The following is an 18,276-nucleotide window of genomic DNA, read 5'->3' on the forward strand; positions in this document are numbered from 1 at the left end:
TTTTTCGGATAATTGAGCGTGGGAGTTGGGGGAGGCGAGTTAGATCGCCACCCGCTTGGCGATCGCGTTACGCCGCGCGTCGGTCTCCTGGCGCGCCTTCTGGACCGCCTCCGTCTCGGTCGCGTGCAGAAGGTGGTCGATAACCCGTTCCAGGTGGTCGCGCATGGCCTGGCGGGCGGCGGCGGGGTCGCGGGCCTTCAGGGCCTCGACCACGCGGCGGTGCTCCTGGATGCGGGGCTCCAGGCCCATGCCGCGGGCGCGGGCCAGGATGTTGCGGGCCAGGGACGAGCGGTTGCGCCAGTCCCACAGGTTCTCGATCGTGGCGATGATCGCGCCGTTGCCGGTGGCCCCGGCGATGACGAGGTGGAACTCGCGGTCGGCGTCCTCGCCCCGGATCTCCTCCTCCTCGTGCATACGCTCGAGCAGGCTTTCCAGCTGGGCGATCTGCTCCTCGGTGATCGAGGTGGCGGCCAGGGCGGCGGCTTCGCCCTCGAACAGGCGGCGGGCCTCGATCAGCTCGAAGGCGCCGATCTCGGTGTCGCGCTCGGCCGGTTGCGGGGCCACCGGGCGGACGTCGCCGGTGACATAGATGCCCAGGCCGTGGCGGGCCTCGATCATGCCCAGCATTTCCAGGGCGATCATCGCCTCGCGCAGGGTCGGACGGGAGACGCCGAACTGTTCGGCCAGTTCGCGCTCGGTCGGCAGGCGGTCGCCCAGCTTGTACTGGCCGGCCTCGATGGCGTCGGCCACGGTGTCCGCGATCTTGCGGTAGAGCTTGACGTTGTCCGACATGGGATCCTGGAATCGAAGGCCCGAACCTAGGGTTCGCCTTCGATAGCATAATCGTTGTCGGACGCTCCGGCTATTTGGTCTGACAAGATGGCCGAATGGTCTTCCGCGTCACCAATCGTGCATCGAGCCGTCTTCGCGGCGCGCAACGGGCAGATAGGCGCGGCTGTAGGGATATTTCGCGGCCAGGACCTCGTCGATATCGACCCCCAGGCCCGGCGCCTCGCCCGGATGCAGCAGGCCGTCGTCGAAGCTGTAGGCGTGCGGGAAGACGGCGTCGGTCTCGGGCGTGTGGCGCATATATTCCTGGATCCCGAAATTGGGGATCGACAGGTCGAAATGCAGGGCCGCGGCCATGCAGACCGGCGACAGGTCGGTGGCCCCATGGCAGCCGGTGCGCACGCCGTAGAGGTCGGCGAAGGCGGCCACGCGGCGCAGGTGGGTGATGCCGCCGGCATGGACCACGGTGGCGCGGATATAGTCGATCAGCTGTTCCTCGATCAGCTGCTTGCAGTCCCAGATCGAGTTGAAGATCTCGCCCACGGCCAGCGGGGTGGTCGTGTGCTGGCGGATCAGGCGGAAGTTGGCCTGGTTCTCGGCCGGGGTGGCGTCTTCCATCCAGAACGGGCGGTAGGGCTCCAGGTCCTTGCCCAGGCGGCCGGCCTCGATGGGCGTGAGGCGGTGGTGCACGTCGTGCAGCAGGTGGACGTCCCAGCCCAGTTTGTCGCGCGCCGCCTCGAACAGCGGCGGCACGCTGCGCAGGTATTTCTCGGTCGACCAGACGCTTTCGCTGGGCAGGTCGGCGTCGGCCGGCTCGTAGAAGAAGCGGTCCTTGGAGACGCCATAGACGGTCTTCAGACCCGGCACGCCCGACTGCAGGCGAATGGCCTTGTAGCCCTGCTCGGCATAGACGGCGGCGTTGTCGAGGGTCTCCTCGATGCTGGCCCCGTTGGCGTGGCCATAGACCATGACGCCGGTGCGGCAGGCGCCGCCCAGCAGCTGGTAGAGCGGCAGGTTGGCCACCTTGGCCTTGATGTCCCACAAGGCCATGTCGACCGCGGCGATCGCCGACATGGTCACCGGCCCGCGCCGCCAATAGGCGCCCTTGTAAAGGAACTGCCAGATGTCCTCGATCTGGTGGGCGTCGCGGCCGATCAGGCATGGGATGACGTGGTCGTTCAGATAGCTGGCCACCGCCAGTTCGCGGCCGTTGAGGGTGGCGTCGCCGATCCCGTAAACGCCGTCGCTGGTCTCGATCTTCAGGGTGACGAAGTTGCGCCCCGGGCAGGTGACGATGACCCTGGCGGCGGTGATCTTCAGCATCGGCGTCTTTCTGCGGCGGCGCCGGTCGGTCGGCGACGAGGTCTTTGACGGACGCGAGCGTCCGCGGCGGTCTTCCCTCTTTTCGTTTAAACGTGGGGCGAAGGTTGTCAATCCATTGGTCAGACCAATAAGGTCGCGGAGACTCGACCACCTTCGGGCCGCGCAGACGGCCGATCCGGAACGACCCTTGGGAGACGCCATGCGACCGCGCCGACTGCTTTACGGGCTCTGCCTGGCCGCCGGCCTGCTGCTGGCGCCGCTGATCGCCCGGGCCGAGGACGGCTACGACCTTTGGCTCCGCTATCGGCCTCTGCCGCAGGCGATGCGCACCGAACCGCGGATCCCGGGTCCACCGTCGATGAGCTCGTCGCCGGCCCTCGATCTTGCTCAGGGAGAACTTCAGCGGGGTCTTTCCGGCTTGAACCCCGACGAGCCCGGTCTGGACGCGCCGACGATCGAGCTGGGCACGCCCAAGAGCTCGGCGCTGGTGGCGGGGCTCAAGCTGCCGCTCAAGGACTTGGGCGACGAGGGCTACCTGATCCGCACGCTGGCGGACGGTAAGACCACGGTCATCGCCGCCAACACCGACATCGGCGTGCTGTACGGCGTCTTCCATTATCTGCGGCTGATGCAGACCGGGGCTAGAACCGACAAGCTCGATGTCCGCTCGGTCCCCAAGGTCCGCTACCGGCTGCTGAACCACTGGGACAATCTGGATCGCAGCGTCGAGCGAGGCTATGCGGGGCAATCGCTGTGGGACTGGTGGCGGCTGCCCGACGTCAAGGATCCGCGCTACCTCGACTACGCCCGCGCCAACGCCTCGATCGGGATCAACGGGGCGGTGCTCAACAACGTCAACGCCAAGTCCGACAGCCTGACCGCGCCCTATATCGCCAAGGCCGCGGCCCTGGCGGATGCGTTCCGGCCCTATGGGATCAAGGTCTATCTGTCGGCCCGGTTCTCCTCGCCGATCGAGATCGGGGGCTTGAAGACCGCCGACCCGCTGGACCCGGCCGTGCGCGCCTTCTGGAAGGCCAAGGCCGACGAGATCTACAAGGCCATTCCCGACTTCGGCGGCTTCCTGGTGAAGGCCAATTCGGAAGGCCAGCCAGGGCCGCAGGACTATGGCCGCACCCATGCCGACGGGGCCAACATGCTGGCGCAGGCCGTCGGGCCGCACGGCGGGATCGTGATGTGGCGGGCCTTCGTCTATTCGCACGAGCAGCCCGACGACCGCGCCAAGCAGGGCTATGCCGAGTTCAAGCCGTTCGACGGCCAGTTCGCCGAAAACGTCATCGTCCAGGTCAAGAACGGGGCCATCGACTTCCAGCCGCGCGAGCCGTTCCACCCGCTGTTCGGGGCGATGCCGAAGACCAATCTCGGGCTCGAGGTGCAGGTCACCAAGGAGTATCTCGGCTTCTCGACCCATCTCGCCTACCTCGGGCCGATGTGGGAGGAGGTGCTGAAGGCCGACACCTTCGCGGCCGGTCCTGGCTCTACCGTGGCCAAGGTGGTCGATGGAAAACTGCATGGCTACAGCCGCACCCTGATGGCCGGCGTCGCCAATATCGGGACCGACCGCGACTGGAGCGGCTCGCAGTTCGACCAGGCCAACTGGTACGCCTTCGGGCGCCTGGCCTGGGATCCGGAGGCCTCCTCGGAGGCCATCGCCCGCGACTGGGCGGCCATGACCTTCTCGCCTGACCGCCGCTTCACCGGCCCGGCCGTGGCGATGATGATGGGCTCGCGCGAGGCCGTGGTCGACTACATGACCCCAATAGGCCTGCACCACCTGATGGGCCGCAGCCACCACTACGGGCCGGGACCGTGGGTGTCCGGCGGCGAGCGGGCCGACTGGACCAGCGTCTACTACCACAAGGCAGACAAGGCCGGGATCGGCTTCGACCGCACGGCCTCGGGCAGCAACGCCGTGGCCCAGTACACGCCGCCGGCAGCGGCCGGCTTCTCCGATCTCTCGAAGATCGACGAGAAGGACCTGCTGTGGTTCCACCACCTGCCGTGGACCTATCCCACGCGCTCGGGCCGGCCGCTTTGGGACGAGCTTGTTACCCGCTATTCGCGCGGCGTTCGCAGTGTCGAGGGGATGCAGGCGAGTTGGGCGACCCTCGCGCCCTATGTCGATCCCGAGCGCCATGCGCAGGTCGCGATCTACCTGGCGATTCAGCGCCGCGAGGCCCAGTGGTGGCGCGACGCCTCGGTCGCGTATTTCCAATCGATCAACGGCCTGCCCCTGCCCAAGGGCGAGGCGCCCCCGCCGCTGCCCCTGGAGGCGTATGAGCGGATGCAATTCCCTTACGCGCCGGGGATCTGAGGCGAGAGGAGAGGTGGTGAGGGCGCCCGCCAAAACGGCGCCCAAATCGATCCCAATAATATCGATACAAAAGCGTTGACATATTATCGGCGCGAACCCCAGCCTTGAGCCACGACCCGCCATCAGAGCGGGCGCGATCATGCATGCACTGGGGACCTGCTATGCGTACCGACCTGAAGATCCTGCTTTCTACGGTGGCGCTCGCCGCCCTGGCCGCGCCGCTGGGGGCCGCCGCTCAAACCGCCGCCGCCACGCCCGCGCCTGACGAGACCGTCGAGGAGATCGTCGTCACCGCGCTGAAGCGCTCGACCACCATCCAGACCACGGCGATGAGCATCAGCGCCGTCACCGGCGACAGCCTGCAGAAGCTGGGCGCCACCGGCCTGCAGGACTATTTCCGCTCGGTGCCGGGCGTGAACCTGACCCAGGGCCAGCTGGGCCAGAGCCGCGTGACCATCCGCGGCGTCCAGGGCTCGGGCGAGGCCACCACCGGTCTCTATTACGACGAGACCTCGGTCACCGGCCCCTCGGGCACCACCCAGGACCCGGCCAACAACGCCGCCGACCTCAACCTGTTCGACGTCGAGCGGGTGGAAGTGCTGCGCGGCCCGCAGGGCACGCTGTACGGCGGCGGCTCAATGGGCGGCACCATTCGGGTGATCTATGCCAAGCCCGACAGCACCCAGTTCGGCGCCTCGGTCGAGGCCCAGGCCAGCAACACAGACGGCGGCTCGCAGGGCTCTTACCTGAAGGCCATGGGCAACATCCCGCTGATCGAGGGCAAGCTGGCCGCCCGCGTCGTCGCCTATACCGAGGACCGTCCCGGCTACATCGACAACGTCAAGACCGGCGCCAAGAACATCAACGACAGCAGCGCGTCGGGCTACCGCGCCATGCTGGGCTTCACCCCGACCGACGACATCTCGCTGGTCCTGACCCGCACGCACCAGAAGTCTCAGGCCGACGACCTGCAGGGCTGGTACGACCGCCTGGGCGACGACAAGACCGACAGCACCGTCAAGCTGCCGCTGTCGACCGAGATGGACCTGACCAGCGTGACGGGCAAATGGTCGAGCCCGATCGGCGAGCTGACGGCGTCGAGCGCCTACTACCGCTACAACATGCTGCGCACGGTCGACTTCACCCCGCAGTACAAGGCCTATATCGGCAACGCCTATGGCGTGATCGGCTACCAGCCGGCCTATCTGGGCGCCTGGAACCACGAGGTGCGGCTGTCGTCTAAGGGCGACGGCCAGCTGCAATGGACCGTCGGCGGCTACATGGAGCTGCGCAAGGATCACATCGACAGCAACACGGTCCTGACCAGCACCGCCACGGGCCTGCCCTACAGCCCGATGCAGTACGTGACGGCCCGCTACATCAACACCAACGTCAAGCAGACGGCCGAGTTCGGCGAGGCGACCTGGTCGCCGCCGCAGGTCGAGGGCCTGAGCCTGACGGTCGGCGCGCGTCACTACGACTACACCAAGACCACCTCGGGCGCCGGCACCCAGCGCAACATGCTGACCGGCGCGGCCCCGGCCGCCTTCTCGTCGCAGACGGCGGAGGCCTCGGGCTGGGTCTACAAGTTCAACGCCAGCTACAAGCTGACCCATGACGCCATGGTCTACGCCACGGCCTCGGAAGGCTTCCGTCCGGGCGGCGCCAACAACATCCCGGGCCTGAACAGCAAGCTGGTGGTCTACAACCCCGACAGCCTGTGGAACTACGAGGCGGGCCTGAAGACGGCCTGGTTCGGCGGCAAGCTGACGGCCAACACCGCCGTCTACCAGATCGACTGGAAGAACCGCCAGACCAGCGCCCTGACCGCCGACGGCCTCTATTCGTTCATCACCAACGCCGGCGCCGCCCGCATCCGGGGCGTCGAGTTCGAGGTGGCGGCCCGTCCGATCACCGGCCTCTCGGTCAACGGCTCGATCGGCTACACCAAGGCCGAGCTGACCGAGGACCAGGCCAACGGCAACATCCTGGTCGACGGCTCGACCGGCAAGAAGGGCGACCGCATCCCCAGCGTGCCCGACTGGACGGCCTCGGCCTCGGCCCAGTACGTCTGGCCGCTGCCGGTGGCTGGCCTCAACGGCCTGGTGCGCGCCGACTACGCCTATACCGGCGACATGGTCTCCACCTTCCGCCCGAACTACGTCTACTATGACAAGTTCGGCGGCTTCAGCACGGTGAACCTGCGTGCCGGGGTCGAGGGAGAAGGCTGGGGCGTCTACGCCTTCGTCTCCAACCTGACCAACGCCGAGGGCATCATGAACAAGAACAGCGGCGTCAACTACCAGGACCTGCAATACGGCCTGACCCCGCGCACCGTCGGCGTCAACGCCCGCCGGAAGTTCTGATTTAATCCGTCATTCCGGACGCCCCGCCAGGGGCGATCCGGGACCCAGGGGCCGGCGCACTGCGGCTGCCTCTGGGTCCCGGCTCTACCGCCCGCCTTCGCGGGCGTCCGGCCGGGATGACGACCGTTTTTGCGTAGAAAGAAGGGCGCGGTCTCCCGCCGCGCGAGCCGCATGACCCCCAAGACCTTCACCCTCGCCGCCGTCCTGGCCCTGCTCGCCGCCCCGGCGATGGCCGCGCCGCTGAACGTCCCGGCGACCAAGGCCGCCGTCGACGCCCAACTCGACCGCGACTACCCGCAGCTGGACGCGCTGTACAAGGACCTCCACGCCCATCCGGAACTGGGCTTCCAGGAGGTCGAGACGGCCAGGAAGCTGGCCGAGCAGATGCGCGCCCTGGGCTTCACCGTCACCGAAGGCGTCGGCAAGACCGGCCTGGTGGCCGTGCTGAAGAACGGCGAAGGTCCCAAGATCCTGGTCCGCACCGAGCTCGACGGCCTGCCGATGGAGGAGAAGACCGGCCTGCCGTACGCCAGCCGGGCCAAGGCGACCTGGAACGGCGCGGAGACCTTCACCGCCCATTCCTGCGGCCACGACATCCACATGGCCGCCTGGATCGGAACCGCCCGCCAGCTGGTCGCCATGAAGGCCAAGTGGAAGGGCACGCTGGTGTTCGTCGCCCAGCCGTCGGAAGAGGCGGTCAACGGCGCCAAGGCCATGCTCGACGACGGCTTCATCGCCAAGTTCGGCAAGCCCGACTACGGTTTCGCCCTGCACGTCGGTCCGGCGCCCGCCGGCCAGGTGCTGTTCAAGCCGGGCGTGCTGACGGCGACCTCGGACTCGCTGGAGCTGACCTTCAACGGCCGCGGCGCCCACGGCTCGATGCCCGCCGCCTCGATCGACCCGGTTATGATGGCCGCCCGCTTCACGGTGGACGTCCAGGCCGTGATCAGCCGCGAGAAGGATCCGGCGGCGTTCGGCGTGGTCACCGTCGGCTCGATCCAGGCCGGCAGCGCCGGCAACATCATCCCCGACAAGGCCAAGGTGCGCGGCACCATCCGCACCTTCGACGAGCCGACGCGCGAGAAGATCCTGGCCGGCGTCACCCGCACCGCCAAGGCCACGGCCGAGATGTCGGCGGCTCCGGCCCCCGACCTGCAGATCATTCCGGGCGGCAAGGCGGTGGTCAACGACGCGGCCCTGACCGAAAAGACCGCCGCGGTGTTCAAGGCCGCCTTCGGCAAGAACGCCATCGCTCAGCCGACCCCGGGCTCGGGCAGCGAGGACTACTCGGAGTTCATCATCGCTGGCGTGCCGTCCGTCTATTTCATGATCGGCGGCTTCGATCCCAAGGCGGTCGAGGAGGCCAAGGCGGCCGGCAAGCCGATGCCCGTCAACCACTCGCCCTTCTTCGCCCCCATACCCGAGCCGACTATCCGGACGGGCGTCGAGGCCATGACCCTGGCGGTGATGAACGTGGTGGGGAAGTAGCCTTCCGGATCCCTCTCCCCTTGCGGGAGAGGGTGGCCTCCCGCAGGGAGGTCGGGTGAGGGGGCTCTCAAAAGCAAGACGCCGCGACAGCCGATCAGCTGTCGCGGCGTTTTTCGTTCGTGCGACCCCTCATCCGTCATCCTTCGGATGACACCTTCTCCCGCAAGGGGAGAAGGGGCGTCTATGCCGCCGTCAGATACCCCTCCAGCACGTCCAGCGCGTGCTGCAACCGGGCCCGGCGCCATTCGGCCGTGGTCATGTCGGTGTCCAGCGTCGCCGACAGCGACCAGCCGTTGGCCAGGTGGAAGCGGCTCATGGCGGCGATGGTGACGTAGATCTGGATCGGGTCGAGGTTTTCGCGGAACAGGCCCTGGGCCTGGCCGCTCTCGATCAGCCGCTCGATGGTGCGGCGCAGGGGAAAGGCCGTCTCGGTGACCTTGCGCGACTGGGCCACGAACCGGCCCTGCAGCAGGTTCTCGTTGCGCAGCAGACCCTCGAAGCGCGGATTCTTCTCGAAATAGTCGAAGGTGAAGCGCTGCAATTCCAGAAAGCCGTCGAGCGGCTTTTCGAAGTCGATCTTCAGCTCGGCTTCGCGGTTGCGCAGGTCCTCATAGGCGCTTTCCAGCACGGCGACGTAGAGGCCCTTCTTGTCGCCGAAGTAGTGGTAGAGCATGCGGATGTTGCACTTGGCGGCCTTGACGATCCGCTCGATGCGCGCGCCGGCGAACCCGGCCTGCGAGAACTCCTTCAGCGCCGCCGACATGATCGCCTTGCGCGTCCGCTCGGCGTTGCGCTTGCGCGGCGCCGGGGCGTCGGAGGCAACCTCGGGATCGGCGTCTGACAAAGGGGCGGTCTCCAGCAGGGTCAGGGCAGTTTGGCCCCGGATTCGATCCAGGCGCCAAGCTTGGCGCGCTCGTCATCGGTCATATGGGTCTCGTTGCCAAGCGGCATGCTCGTGCTGATCACCGCGCGCTCACGGATCTTGGGCGCATAGCGGGCGATGTGCTCGGGGCTGTCGAAGGTCGCGCCGTTGGGCGGCGCCGAGAAACCGCGGTGCGTAGGCGTTGCGCTGTGGCAGGTGACGCAGTGCTTCTGCACGATGGCCTGTGCCTCGAAGAAGCTGACCGGACCCATCACGGCCGGCGTCTTGGGCTTCTGGCTGGCGATGACGCTGACGGCGAACATCAGCATGGCCCCGTAGAACAGGAAGTCGTGCCGGATGATCCCGTGGTGGCGCAGGTTGAAGAAGTGGCGGATCGAGATCCCCGCCACGCCGATCAGCGCCAGCAGCAGCCAGGCCTTGGGATGGCCGGTGATGGCCGGATAGTGGTTGCTGATCATGATGAACAGGATCGGCAGGGTCATGTAGTTGTTGTGCACCGAGCGCTGCTTGCCCGCCGCGCCCAGGCGCGGATCGACCGGCCGGCCCGCCAGCATGTCGGCGACAATCTTGCGCTGGTTGGGGATGATCGTGAGAAAGACGTTGGCCGCCATGGCCGTGCCGATGATGGCGCCGACATGGATGAAGGCCCCGCGGTCGGTGAACAGGTGCTGCAGGGCGTAGGCCGCGCCGATCAGGGCGGCGAACCAGACGATGCCGAACAGGCGAGGGCGCTCCACCAGCGGCGAGCGGCACAGGCCCTCATAGACCGCCAGGCCGCCGAAGATGAACAGCAGGCCCACGCCCACCGCCTGCCAGTGGCTGAAGGCGTGCTTGGCCGGGTCGATCAGATAGACCGGCGCGCCCCAGTAATAGAGCACGAACAGCAAGGCGAAACCCGACAGCCAGGTGGTGTAGGCCTCCCACTTGAACCAGTGCAGGTGGCCCGGCATGTGGGCCGGGGCCGTCATGTACTTCTGCGAATGGTAGAAGCCGCCGCCGTGCACGGCCCACAGCTCGCCCTTCACGCCATCCTTCGGCGGTTCGGGGGCGCGCAGATTGTTGTCGAGCCAGACGAAGTAGAACGAGGCCCCGATCCAGGCGACGCCCGCGATCACGTGCAGCCAGCGGAGCGCCAGGTTCAGCCAGGCGGCGAGATCATAGTCCATACTATTGCGTCACGGCGTCTTGGATGCGGAGCTTGGAGATGAGGCCGATCTGCTGGATCGCCTCGGCGATTTCGGCCTCGCGGTCGTTGGCCAGGCGCGCCTGCATGGCCCGCAGGATCGAGCTCTTGTCGTTCAGCCGCACGGCGATGATGAACGGGAAGCCGAAGGCCTTGCCATAGGCGGCGTTGAGGTCGTGGAAGCGGGCGAACTCCTCGGGCGTCAGCCGGTCCAGGCCCGCGCCGGCCTGTTCGGCCGTGCTCTCGGCGGTCAGGGTCTTGGCGATCGCCGCCTTGCCGGCCAGTTCGGGGTGGGCGCGGATCAGGGCCAGCTTGTCGTCGGTCGAGGCGGCGTTCAGCACGTCCATCATCGCGCCGTGCATCGCCTCGACGGTCGCGAACGGGCGCGCGTCCCAGGCACGCTCGACGACCCAAGGCGACAGCTCGAAGGCGAAGCCCAGGGCGGTGACGAAACCCGTCTGGTTCATGCTGTTGAGCCGGGCCAGGGTGAGGGGCGGGGCGCTCATGCCTTGGCTCCGTATGGATGGGTCGCGATCCAGTGGCGGGCGATGTCGATGCGCTTGGCCACCCAGACCTTGTCGTGGCTCGTCACGTGCTCGAGGAACCGGCGCAGGGCCATGATCCGCGCCGGCTTGCCGACGATGCGGCAGTGCAGGCCGATGCTCATCATCTTCGGCGCCGTCTCGCCCTCCAGATAAAGGGCGTCGAAGGCGTCGCGCAGATAGGCGAAGAACTGGTCGCCGCTGTTGAAGCCCTGGGGGGCGGCAAAGCGCATGTCGTTGGTGTCGAGCGTATAGGGCACGATCAGCTGGGCGCGGCCGTGCTGGTCGTCCCAATAGGGCAGGTCGTCGCTGTAGCTGTCGGCGTCGTAGACGAAGCCGCCTTCCTGGGCGATCAGCCGGGCGGTGTTGGGGCTGGTGCGGCCCTGGTACCAGCCCAGCGGCCGCTCGCCGGTCAGCCGCTTGTGGACTTCGATGGCCTTCTCGATGTGTTCGCGTTCCAGGTCTTCGGGGAAGTGCTGGTAGTCGATCCAGCGGTAGCCGTGGCTGGCGATCTCCCAGCCGGACTTCATCATCGCCTCGACGACGTCCGGATGCCGCTCCATGGCCTGGGCGACGCCATAGACGGTCAGCGGCAGGCGAAACTCCTCGAACAGCCGCCGGATGCGCCAGAAGCCGGCGCGCGAGCCGTATTCGTAGAGGCTCTCCATCGACATGTGCCGCGCGCCGTCGATGGGCTGGGCGCCGACCATTTCCGACAGGAAGTATTCGCTGACGGCGTCGCCATGCAGCACGCTGCGCTCGGCGCCTTCCTCGTAGTTGAGGACGAACTGCACGGCCACGCGGGCGCCGCCCGGCCACCGGGCGTGCGGCGGGTGTTCGCCGTAGCCGACGAGGTCGCGGGGGTAGGTCATGCGCCGCAGGCCCCCTCAGTCGCTCCGCGACAGCTCCCCCAGCGGGGGAGCATCTTGAAGGACGCCGCGCCGGCCGAGATCCTCCCCCTCTGGGGGAGGTGGCCCGGAGGGCCGGAGGGGGTCTTCACCACCATCATCCGAACACCCCCGCCGCTGCATCCACGCCAGCTCCGGCCGGCGCCACGAACCCCTCCCAGCGCAGCACCGCCTCCAGCGCCGCCAGGGTCTGGAGCACCGCGTGCTTGCGGGCGTTCACGCCCATCGTCCCGATCCGCCAGATCTTGCCCGCAAGAGGCCCGAAGGCCGCGCCGATCTCGATCTCGAACTCGGTGCGCATGCGGGCCTTCACCCGGTCGTAGTCGACGCCAGAGGGCGCGATCACGCCGGTGACGTTGGCCATCTTGTGGGCCTGGTCGCCGTAGACGGTCAGGCCCAGGGCTTCGATCCCGGCGGTCATGGCGGCGCCGGCCTGGGCGTGGCGGGCGAAGCGGGCTTCGAGCCCTTCCTCCAGCACGATCCGCGCGCATTCGCGGGCGGCGAACAGCATGCTGGCCGCCTCGGTGTGGTGGTTCAGGCGCTTGTCGGACCAGTAGTCCATGATCATCGCCAGGTCGAAATAGTTGGAGGCGATGCGGCGGCCGACCCCTCCCGCGCCGGGCGTCGCCAGGCCCTTCTCGACATGGCGGCGGGAAAAGATGTGGTCGGCGGCCTTGTCGCTGATGGTGATCGGGGCCGAGCCGGACGGACCGCCCAGGCACTTCTGCAGGCCGGCGGTGACGATGTCGGCCTTCCAGGCGTCGACCGGCACGCTCATGCCGCCCAGGGTGGCGGTGGCGTCGACATACAGAAGGGCGTCGTGGCGGGCGCAGATCTCGCCGATCGCCTCGATCGGCTGGGCGATGGTGGTCGAGGTGTCGCCGTGCACGCAGGCCACCAGGCGCGGCTTCACCCGTGCGACCGCGTCCTCCACCGCCTGCGGATCGACGACCTTGCCCCACTCGCCCTCGACGAAGGTGACATGTGCGTCGCAGCGCTCGGCGATCTCGGCCAATAGCAGGCCAAAGCGTCCGGCGTTGACCACCACGATGTCGTCGCCGGGCACCAGGGTCGAGACCAGGGCCGCCTCGATGCCGGCGCGCGAGGTGCCGTCGATCAGGAAGGTCCACTGGTTCTGGGTCTGGAAGACGTCGCGATAGAGCGCCATCGTCTCGTTCATGTAGCCGGTGAACTCGGGGTCGAACTGGCCCAGCAGCTGCACTGACATGGCCCGCAGCACGCGCGGGTGCACGTTGATGGGTCCAGGGCCCATCAGCAGTCGGGCGGGGTGGTCGAGTTCGCGAAAGGTGTCGGTCATCGGCACTTCGTTCTTGGTCCGCCCTCGTCCTTCGACGGGCTCAGGATGAGGGCTACTGACAGGTCGTTTTTCCACGGCTTCGGCATTCAAGGTCCTCACCCTGAGCCTGTCGAAGGGCGGGGACCTTGTGCCGCCAGTCGCTCGACGAACCCCACCATCGCCTGGGCCGCCAGGGCGCAGTCGGAGTCGGTGACGGCTTCGGCGGGGTTGTGGCTGATCCCGCCCTCGCAGCGGATGAACAGCATGGCGGTGGGGCAGAGGTCGGCGATGACCATGGCGTCGTGACCGGCGCCGCTGGGCAGGCGGCGGGCGGGTCCGCCCTGGTCGGCCACGGCGGCCGACAGCAGGTCGGTCAGGCCCGTGTCGCAGGGACTCTCGGCCAGGGCCTGCATCAGGGTGACCGAAACGGCCAAGCCGCGCCGGGCGGCGATGGCCTCGATCTCGGCGGTCACGGCCTCGACGGCGGCGTCGCGGGTGGCCGAGGTCTCGGCGCGGATGTCCATCGAGAACTCGACGGCGCCGGGAATGACGTTGAAGGCGCCGGGCAGGGCGGTCAGCCGGCCGACCGTGCCGACCAGGCCGTCGGTCCCGGCCAGCGGCCCTTCGCGGCAGACACGTTCCAGGGCCAGCACGGCTTCGGCGGCGGCCGGGCCGGGATCCTTGCGCAGGCCCATCGGCGTGGTGCCCGCATGGCCGGCCATGCCCTTGAACCGAACCATCAGGCGCTTTTGGGCGGCGATGGCGCTGACGACGCCCAGGGCCAGGCCCTCGGCCTCCAGCACCGGACCTTGCTCGATATGGGCTTCGAGGAAGGCGAAGACCTCGCCCGGCTTGCGAGCGGCCTCGGTCAGGCGCGTCGGGTCCAGGCCGAAGGCGGCGAAGGCTTGGGCCAAGCTCGTCCCTTCGGCGTCGGTCATCTCCATGACCTTGGGATCGACCGTGCCGGCCACGGCCCGGCTGCACGCCATCGACGCCGGAAAGCGCGAGCCCTCCTCGTCGCCGAACGCGATGGCCTCGATGGCGAAGTGCAGGCGGCGGCCCTGGCGGTGGAAGGCCTCGATCACGTCGATCGCCAGCATCACCCCCAGCGCTCCGTCGTAGCGGCCGCCGTTGCGGACGCTGTCGATGTGCGAGCCGATCAGCAGGGCCGGGGCGCCCGGCGTCGCGCCCTCGTAGCGGCCGACCAGGTTGCCGGCGGCGTCGAGGCGGGCGCTCATGCCGGCCTCTTCCATCCAGAACTTCAGGGTGTCGAGGGCGGCCTTGTGGGCGGAGGTGAGGAACCGGCGCACGAGCATGTCGTCGGCCTCGCTGAAGGGCGCCGCGCCCATCAGGTCGCAGCGGGCCTTGGCCCTGGCGCCGATCTCGAACCCTTGCGTCACCACGCTCCCCGCCGTTTCGTCGCCCTATCGGTAGCAGGCTGCGCCCGCCCGTCCCCCTCGGCAAGCGCCGGGCGGCTAAGTTGCCGCCCGATTGCTCGCCCAAGCGCCAGCCGGCGAGGCAGGCGCCTGCTTGTAAGTCATAAATCACTTACTTGTTGGGCGTCGAGAGCGGCGATGATCGACGCTCTCCGTAGGGTAGAAGTCTGATCGCCTGTTCTCATAAATTGTGTCAGGCTGAACGGAACGCGTGAGGACTGCGGCGGGGGCGGTGGCATGGCGGAGAGCTCAGGCGAGGCAGGCCCGTCCGAACCACCGGCCAGTGCGCCAATCCCCATCTCTTCCCAGCCCGGCGCCAAACCCGAGGCGTGGCGCCTGGTGTTCGACGCCGCCAAGCACATGTTGTGGGCGGGCATAGCGGCCTATGCCGTCTTCTCCCTTTCCGCGGCCATTCGCGGCGCGGAGCGCGTCGGGCCAGCGCCGCAACAGCCCGCCGTCAGTTCCGAGCGCCTGCGCGACGCCGCCGAGCAGGTCGAGGCGCGGGCCAGGGCGCGCGGGCTCGGACCGAACGCCAAGCTGGACGCGGGCGATGTCTGGGACCTGCTCACGCCATTGGTCGCTAGCGGCAAGGTCGCGCCCGAGACGGCGAGCGAACTGGTCAAGAACCTGATCCAGGGCGGCCGCGAGATCACCGTCGACACCGTCAGCCAGCTTCTGGAGAAGATGCTGCGCGACAAGCCCGCGACGACGACCAGCGCCTCGGGCGAGGCCGTGATCCAGACCTGCGCGCCGACCATGACGGTCGAGGCCCCGCCGCCGGCCGTCCTGCCGGCGCCGCCGACCTGTCCGTCGGACAGGTCGGGCGAGCGAGGCTAACCCGCCTCCGCCAACGCCAGCCGGCGCTTGGGGAAGGCGTCGGGAATTTCGTCGCGCAGGAAGGCCATCATCTTCTCGCGCACCTCGCAGCGCAGGTCGAAGGTGACGGGGGCGTTGCGGGCGCTGACCAGGCAGCGGATCTCCATGACCTCGGCCGTGATGTCGGTGACCTGCAGGTTCACGACCTTGCCGTCCCACAGCGGCGAGGCCTTGGCGATCTCCTCCAGCCTGGCGCGCAGACGATCGACGGGGGCGGCGGGATCGACATAGAGCATGGCCGTGCCGATCAGGGCGGCGTTCTCGCGGGTCCAGTTCTGGAACGGGGTCTGGATGAAATAGCTGAGCGGCAGCACCATCCGTCGCCAGTCCCAGAGGCGCACCACCACGTAGGTGGCGTTGATCTCTTCGATATTGCCCCACTCCTTCTCGACGATGACGGCGTCGTCGATGCGGATCGGCTGGGTGACGGCGATCTGGATGCCTGCGATCAGGTTGGTCAGCAGCGGCTGCAAGGCCAGGCCCACGATCACCGAGGCCGCGCCGCCGGCGGCCAGCAGGCTGACGCCCCACTGCCGCACGCCGGGGATGGTCATCAGCGCCAGGGCCAGGGTGAAGATGCCGACCAGGATCGCCATGGCCCGCCGCAGGATGCGGATCTGGGTGATGTGCTTGCGGGCCAGCAGGTTGTCTTCGACATCGACCTTGAAGCCCCGCAGATAGAGGGCCGAGCCGATGTCGAGGGCGGTCATGGCCATCCAGCCCAGCAGCAGGATGAACAGCACCAGCAGCACGTGCTTGGCGGTCTCGGCCTGGGCGGCGTCGAGCGGAGCGACGGAGACGGCCGCGCCCAGGGCCGCGACGACGAAGGCCATGCGGGTGGGCCGCCGTGTGCGGGCGATCAGGGCCTGCCAGAAGGCGTCGTGCTTGGACAGCGAATGGCGCACGGCCCGCACGACCACGGCGTGGATCGTCCAGGCCAAAACGACAGCTAGGGCGATCACCACGAGGCTGATGATCCAGGGCGGCGCCCAGGCGATCAGCCAGACGGAATCGGTGAGCCAGTCCGGCAGCCAGTCAGGAATGTCCTTCATGACCGGGGCCAACGCTTCGGGCGGGGATTAGGCTCCCGGTTTAGCCTCTCAGGAACTTGCCCGCCGCGCGCACCGAACCGGTAGCCACGCCCGTCGGCGAGCCGCCGATCGGCTCGTCGGTGACGGCCAGCAGGGCGGTGTAGGTGCCTGCGCCGCGCAGGTCCTTGGGCATCGGGATGCGCTTGGGCGCGTTCGTCGGGATCACGCCCAGCGAGATGGCCTTCTGGCCCTCGGGGATGATCCACAGCTCGGCGTCGCGACCTTCCGGCATCTTCATGCCCATCGGCGTCAGCATCACCTGGTCGGTGGCGTGGTCGAGGGTGGCGACGACCATCGGCTTGTTGGTGGCCGGGTCGGCGATGAACGCGATCTCGGCCGCCTGCGGCTTGGCGGGGGTCGGGGCGACGACCGGCGGCGGGGCCGGGCGCGGCAGGACGGCGATGACGACGCTGGCGGCCGCCAGGGCCAGGGCGCCGGCGGTCAGGCCGCGCCACAGGGCCACGTTGCTCCAGGCCGAGGGCTTCAGCGGCTCGACGATCAGGTTCTGGATGCGCGGCCACAGGCCGTCGGACGGAATCACGGACGGGGTGTCGGCGGCCAGGGACGTCAGGCGCTCCTCCCACCAGGCCACCGAGCGGGCGAAGGCGGGTTCGACGGCGATGCGGCGCTGCGCTTCGGCGCGCTCGTCCGCGTCCAGCACGCCCAGCACGTACTCGCCGGCCAGGGGCCGTTCTTCGCCTTCGGGCGGGATGTCGGTCGCGTCGGTCATGCTTCGAGACAGGCCCGCAGGCTGATCAGGCTGCGCCGGATCCAGCTCTTCATCGTGCCCAGCGGCACGCCCACCGCCTGGGCCAGGGCGTCATAGGTCAGGCCCTCGAAGAAGGCCTTGCGCACCGCGCCCGAATGCTTGGGATCGAGCTGGTCCAGGCAGCCGTCGAGGCGGAGGCGGTCCTCGTCGGCCTCGACACGGGCCGAGGCCAGCGGGGCGGAGTCGGGCAGGGCCTCGGCTTCCTCGACGCCGGTCATCACCCGAGAGCCCCGCGAACGCAGCTTGTCGATGGCGCGGTTGCGGGCCAGGCTGACCAGCCAGGTGATGGGGCTGGCCTTGTCCGGATCGAACCGGTCGGCCTTGTTCCACACCGTCAGGTAAACGTCTTGCAGCACGTCCTCGGACTCCTCGCGATCGTTCAAGATACGGAGGACCACGCCCAGCAGTTTCGCCGAGGTGTGCCGATAGACGTATTTGAGGGCGTCATGATCGCGGTTGGCGACACGCGCGAGGGCCCGCGAAAGCAAGGCGCGGCTTGTGTCTGCGTCCAACCGTGGGCCCCCTGGCGCCTGAATCTGCGACGGACGGTCGCACGGGTCCGCGAGGCTGGCAACGGCTAGCGTCCGCCAAGCCGACTGGCGACGAAATAGCCGGCCGAGGCGGCCGCCGTGGTGACGAACGCCCCCCAGGCCATGTCGGCCACGGTGACGACGGTCGACCAGGTTTTCAGCGTCGCCTGGTTGGTCAGGTCGTAGGTGGCGTAGGCGGCGAAGCCGAACAGCGCCGCGCTGGTCAGCAGGCGCTGCCAGCCGCCGTCGGGCCGCAGGGCCGGGAGGATCGCCAAGCCCAGCACCGCGGCGATGTAGATCAGGTAGAAGGCCACGGCGGCGGGGAGGTTGGGCTTGTCGGCCATCAGGGCGCCGATGTGCGGGCGGTAGAGGCGCTCGGCCATCTGGGTCAGCCAGACGGCGTCGAGGGCGAGAAAGACGACGGCGGTCGTCAGGTATCCGGCGGCGTAGCGAAGCATGCTGG

At 68.4% G+C, this 18,276-nt stretch carries 16 protein-coding genes; 4 read left to right on the forward strand and 12 right to left on the reverse strand.

From position 1 onward, the window contains the following. Positions 1-39 precede the first annotated feature (39 nt). Positions 40-792 (reverse strand): FadR/GntR family transcriptional regulator, encoded by a 753-nt coding sequence (locus tag I4Q42_RS15665; RefSeq protein WP_198577024.1) that lies wholly within the window; start codon positions 790-792, stop codon positions 40-42. A gap of 108 nt (positions 793-900) precedes the next feature. After that, a complete protein-coding gene (manD, locus tag I4Q42_RS15670) occupies positions 901-2,112 on the reverse strand; it encodes a D-mannonate dehydratase ManD (protein WP_198577025.1) in 1,212 nt (403 codons plus the stop codon). A gap of 199 nt (positions 2,113-2,311) precedes the next feature. Between manD and I4Q42_RS15675 the strand changes: the two genes are divergently transcribed. From I4Q42_RS15675 to I4Q42_RS15685, 3 genes are all read left to right on the forward strand, one after another. Then, the gene (locus tag I4Q42_RS15675) at positions 2,312-4,444 is read left to right on the forward strand and encodes an alpha-glucuronidase family glycosyl hydrolase (protein WP_198577026.1); all 2,133 of its coding nucleotides are present in this window, start codon (positions 2,312-2,314) and stop codon (positions 4,442-4,444) included. A gap of 161 nt (positions 4,445-4,605) precedes the next feature. Then, positions 4,606-6,810 carry a TonB-dependent receptor gene (locus tag I4Q42_RS15680; RefSeq protein WP_198577027.1) on the forward strand — a complete coding sequence of 735 codons (2,205 nt, stop codon included), beginning with the start codon at positions 4,606-4,608 and terminating at the stop codon, positions 6,808-6,810. A gap of 171 nt (positions 6,811-6,981) precedes the next feature. Next, positions 6,982-8,298, forward strand: coding sequence for an amidohydrolase (locus tag I4Q42_RS15685; RefSeq protein ID WP_198577028.1), 1,317 nt, complete (start codon positions 6,982-6,984; stop codon positions 8,296-8,298). A 181-nt stretch (positions 8,299-8,479) separates the two neighbouring features. Here the strand turns inward: I4Q42_RS15685 and I4Q42_RS15690 are convergent, their stop codons facing one another. From I4Q42_RS15690 to I4Q42_RS15715, 6 genes are all read right to left on the reverse strand, one after another. After that, positions 8,480-9,160 carry a TetR family transcriptional regulator gene (locus tag I4Q42_RS15690; protein ID WP_232793200.1) on the reverse strand — a complete coding sequence of 227 codons (681 nt, stop codon included), beginning with the start codon at positions 9,158-9,160 and terminating at the stop codon, positions 8,480-8,482. 2 nt (positions 9,161-9,162) lie between these two features. After that, positions 9,163-10,347, reverse strand: a complete 1,185-nt coding sequence (locus I4Q42_RS15695) for a urate hydroxylase PuuD (protein WP_198577029.1) — start codon at positions 10,345-10,347, stop codon at positions 9,163-9,165. 1 nt (position 10,348) lies between these two features. Continuing rightward, positions 10,349-10,870, reverse strand: coding sequence for a 2-oxo-4-hydroxy-4-carboxy-5-ureidoimidazoline decarboxylase (uraD, locus tag I4Q42_RS15700; protein WP_198577030.1), 522 nt, complete (start codon positions 10,868-10,870; stop codon positions 10,349-10,351). Continuing rightward, positions 10,867-11,778, reverse strand: coding sequence for an allantoinase PuuE (gene puuE, locus I4Q42_RS15705; protein WP_198577031.1), 912 nt, complete (start codon positions 11,776-11,778; stop codon positions 10,867-10,869). The genes uraD and puuE overlap by 4 nt, the downstream gene beginning before the upstream one ends. A gap of 133 nt (positions 11,779-11,911) precedes the next feature. Then, positions 11,912-13,132 carry a pyridoxal-phosphate-dependent aminotransferase family protein gene (locus tag I4Q42_RS15710; RefSeq protein ID WP_198577032.1) on the reverse strand — a complete coding sequence of 407 codons (1,221 nt, stop codon included), beginning with the start codon at positions 13,130-13,132 and terminating at the stop codon, positions 11,912-11,914. Between the two features lie 95 nt (positions 13,133-13,227). Beyond that, positions 13,228-14,511, reverse strand: coding sequence for an allantoate amidohydrolase (locus tag I4Q42_RS15715; protein WP_198577033.1), 1,284 nt, complete (start codon positions 14,509-14,511; stop codon positions 13,228-13,230). A gap of 375 nt (positions 14,512-14,886) precedes the next feature. On the opposite strand from I4Q42_RS15715, the gene I4Q42_RS15720 reads away from it, so the two are divergent. Further along, entirely contained in the window at positions 14,887-15,384 is a 498-nt protein-coding gene (locus I4Q42_RS15720; protein ID WP_198577034.1) for a hypothetical protein, read from the forward strand. On the opposite strand, the gene I4Q42_RS15725 is transcribed toward I4Q42_RS15720, so the two are convergent. The 4 genes from I4Q42_RS15725 to I4Q42_RS15740 all read right to left on the reverse strand — a co-directional run bounded on the left by I4Q42_RS15725 (position 15,381) and on the right by I4Q42_RS15740 (position 18,271). Further along, positions 15,381-16,475, reverse strand: a complete 1,095-nt coding sequence (locus tag I4Q42_RS15725; RefSeq protein WP_198577035.1) for a mechanosensitive ion channel family protein — start codon at positions 16,473-16,475, stop codon at positions 15,381-15,383. The genes I4Q42_RS15720 and I4Q42_RS15725 overlap by 4 nt on opposite strands. A gap of 40 nt (positions 16,476-16,515) precedes the next feature. Then, on the reverse strand, positions 16,516-17,244 hold the full coding sequence (locus tag I4Q42_RS15730; protein ID WP_198577036.1) for an anti-sigma factor: 729 nt from the start codon (positions 17,242-17,244) through the stop codon (positions 16,516-16,518). Continuing rightward, positions 17,241-17,795 (reverse strand): sigma-70 family RNA polymerase sigma factor, encoded by a 555-nt coding sequence (locus I4Q42_RS15735; protein WP_198577037.1) that lies wholly within the window; start codon positions 17,793-17,795, stop codon positions 17,241-17,243. The genes I4Q42_RS15730 and I4Q42_RS15735 overlap by 4 nt, the downstream gene beginning before the upstream one ends. A gap of 65 nt (positions 17,796-17,860) precedes the next feature. Next, on the reverse strand, positions 17,861-18,271 hold the full coding sequence (locus tag I4Q42_RS15740; protein ID WP_198577038.1) for a DUF2177 family protein: 411 nt from the start codon (positions 18,269-18,271) through the stop codon (positions 17,861-17,863). Positions 18,272-18,276: the final 5 nt, after the last annotated feature.

Source organism: Caulobacter hibisci, assembly GCF_016135805.1.
In the GTDB taxonomy this organism is placed as follows: domain Bacteria; phylum Pseudomonadota; class Alphaproteobacteria; order Caulobacterales; family Caulobacteraceae; genus Caulobacter; species Caulobacter hibisci.

What these genes read in the sequence shown, in the direction of transcription:
- I4Q42_RS15740 (WP_198577038.1), bottom strand. Translation starts at nt 18,271, where the DNA reads ATGCTTCGCTACGCCGCCGGATACCTGACGACCGCCGTCGTCTTTCTC.
- I4Q42_RS15710 (WP_198577032.1), bottom strand. Translation starts at nt 13,132, where the DNA reads ATGACCGACACCTTTCGCGAACTCGACCACCCCGCCCGACTGCTGATG.
- I4Q42_RS15675 (WP_198577026.1), top strand. Translation starts at nt 2,312, where the DNA reads ATGCGACCGCGCCGACTGCTTTACGGGCTCTGCCTGGCCGCCGGCCTG.
- I4Q42_RS15725 (WP_198577035.1), bottom strand. Translation starts at nt 16,475, where the DNA reads ATGAAGGACATTCCTGACTGGCTGCCGGACTGGCTCACCGATTCCGTC.
- I4Q42_RS15730 (WP_198577036.1), bottom strand. Translation starts at nt 17,244, where the DNA reads ATGACCGACGCGACCGACATCCCGCCCGAAGGCGAAGAACGGCCCCTG.
- I4Q42_RS15665 (WP_198577024.1), bottom strand. Translation starts at nt 792, where the DNA reads ATGTCGGACAACGTCAAGCTCTACCGCAAGATCGCGGACACCGTGGCC.
- uraD (WP_198577030.1), bottom strand. Translation starts at nt 10,870, where the DNA reads ATGAGCGCCCCGCCCCTCACCCTGGCCCGGCTCAACAGCATGAACCAG.
- puuE (WP_198577031.1), bottom strand. Translation starts at nt 11,778, where the DNA reads ATGACCTACCCCCGCGACCTCGTCGGCTACGGCGAACACCCGCCGCAC.
- manD (WP_198577025.1), bottom strand. Translation starts at nt 2,112, where the DNA reads ATGCTGAAGATCACCGCCGCCAGGGTCATCGTCACCTGCCCGGGGCGC.
- I4Q42_RS15680 (WP_198577027.1), top strand. Translation starts at nt 4,606, where the DNA reads ATGCGTACCGACCTGAAGATCCTGCTTTCTACGGTGGCGCTCGCCGCC.
- I4Q42_RS15685 (WP_198577028.1), top strand. Translation starts at nt 6,982, where the DNA reads ATGACCCCCAAGACCTTCACCCTCGCCGCCGTCCTGGCCCTGCTCGCC.
- I4Q42_RS15695 (WP_198577029.1), bottom strand. Translation starts at nt 10,347, where the DNA reads ATGGACTATGATCTCGCCGCCTGGCTGAACCTGGCGCTCCGCTGGCTG.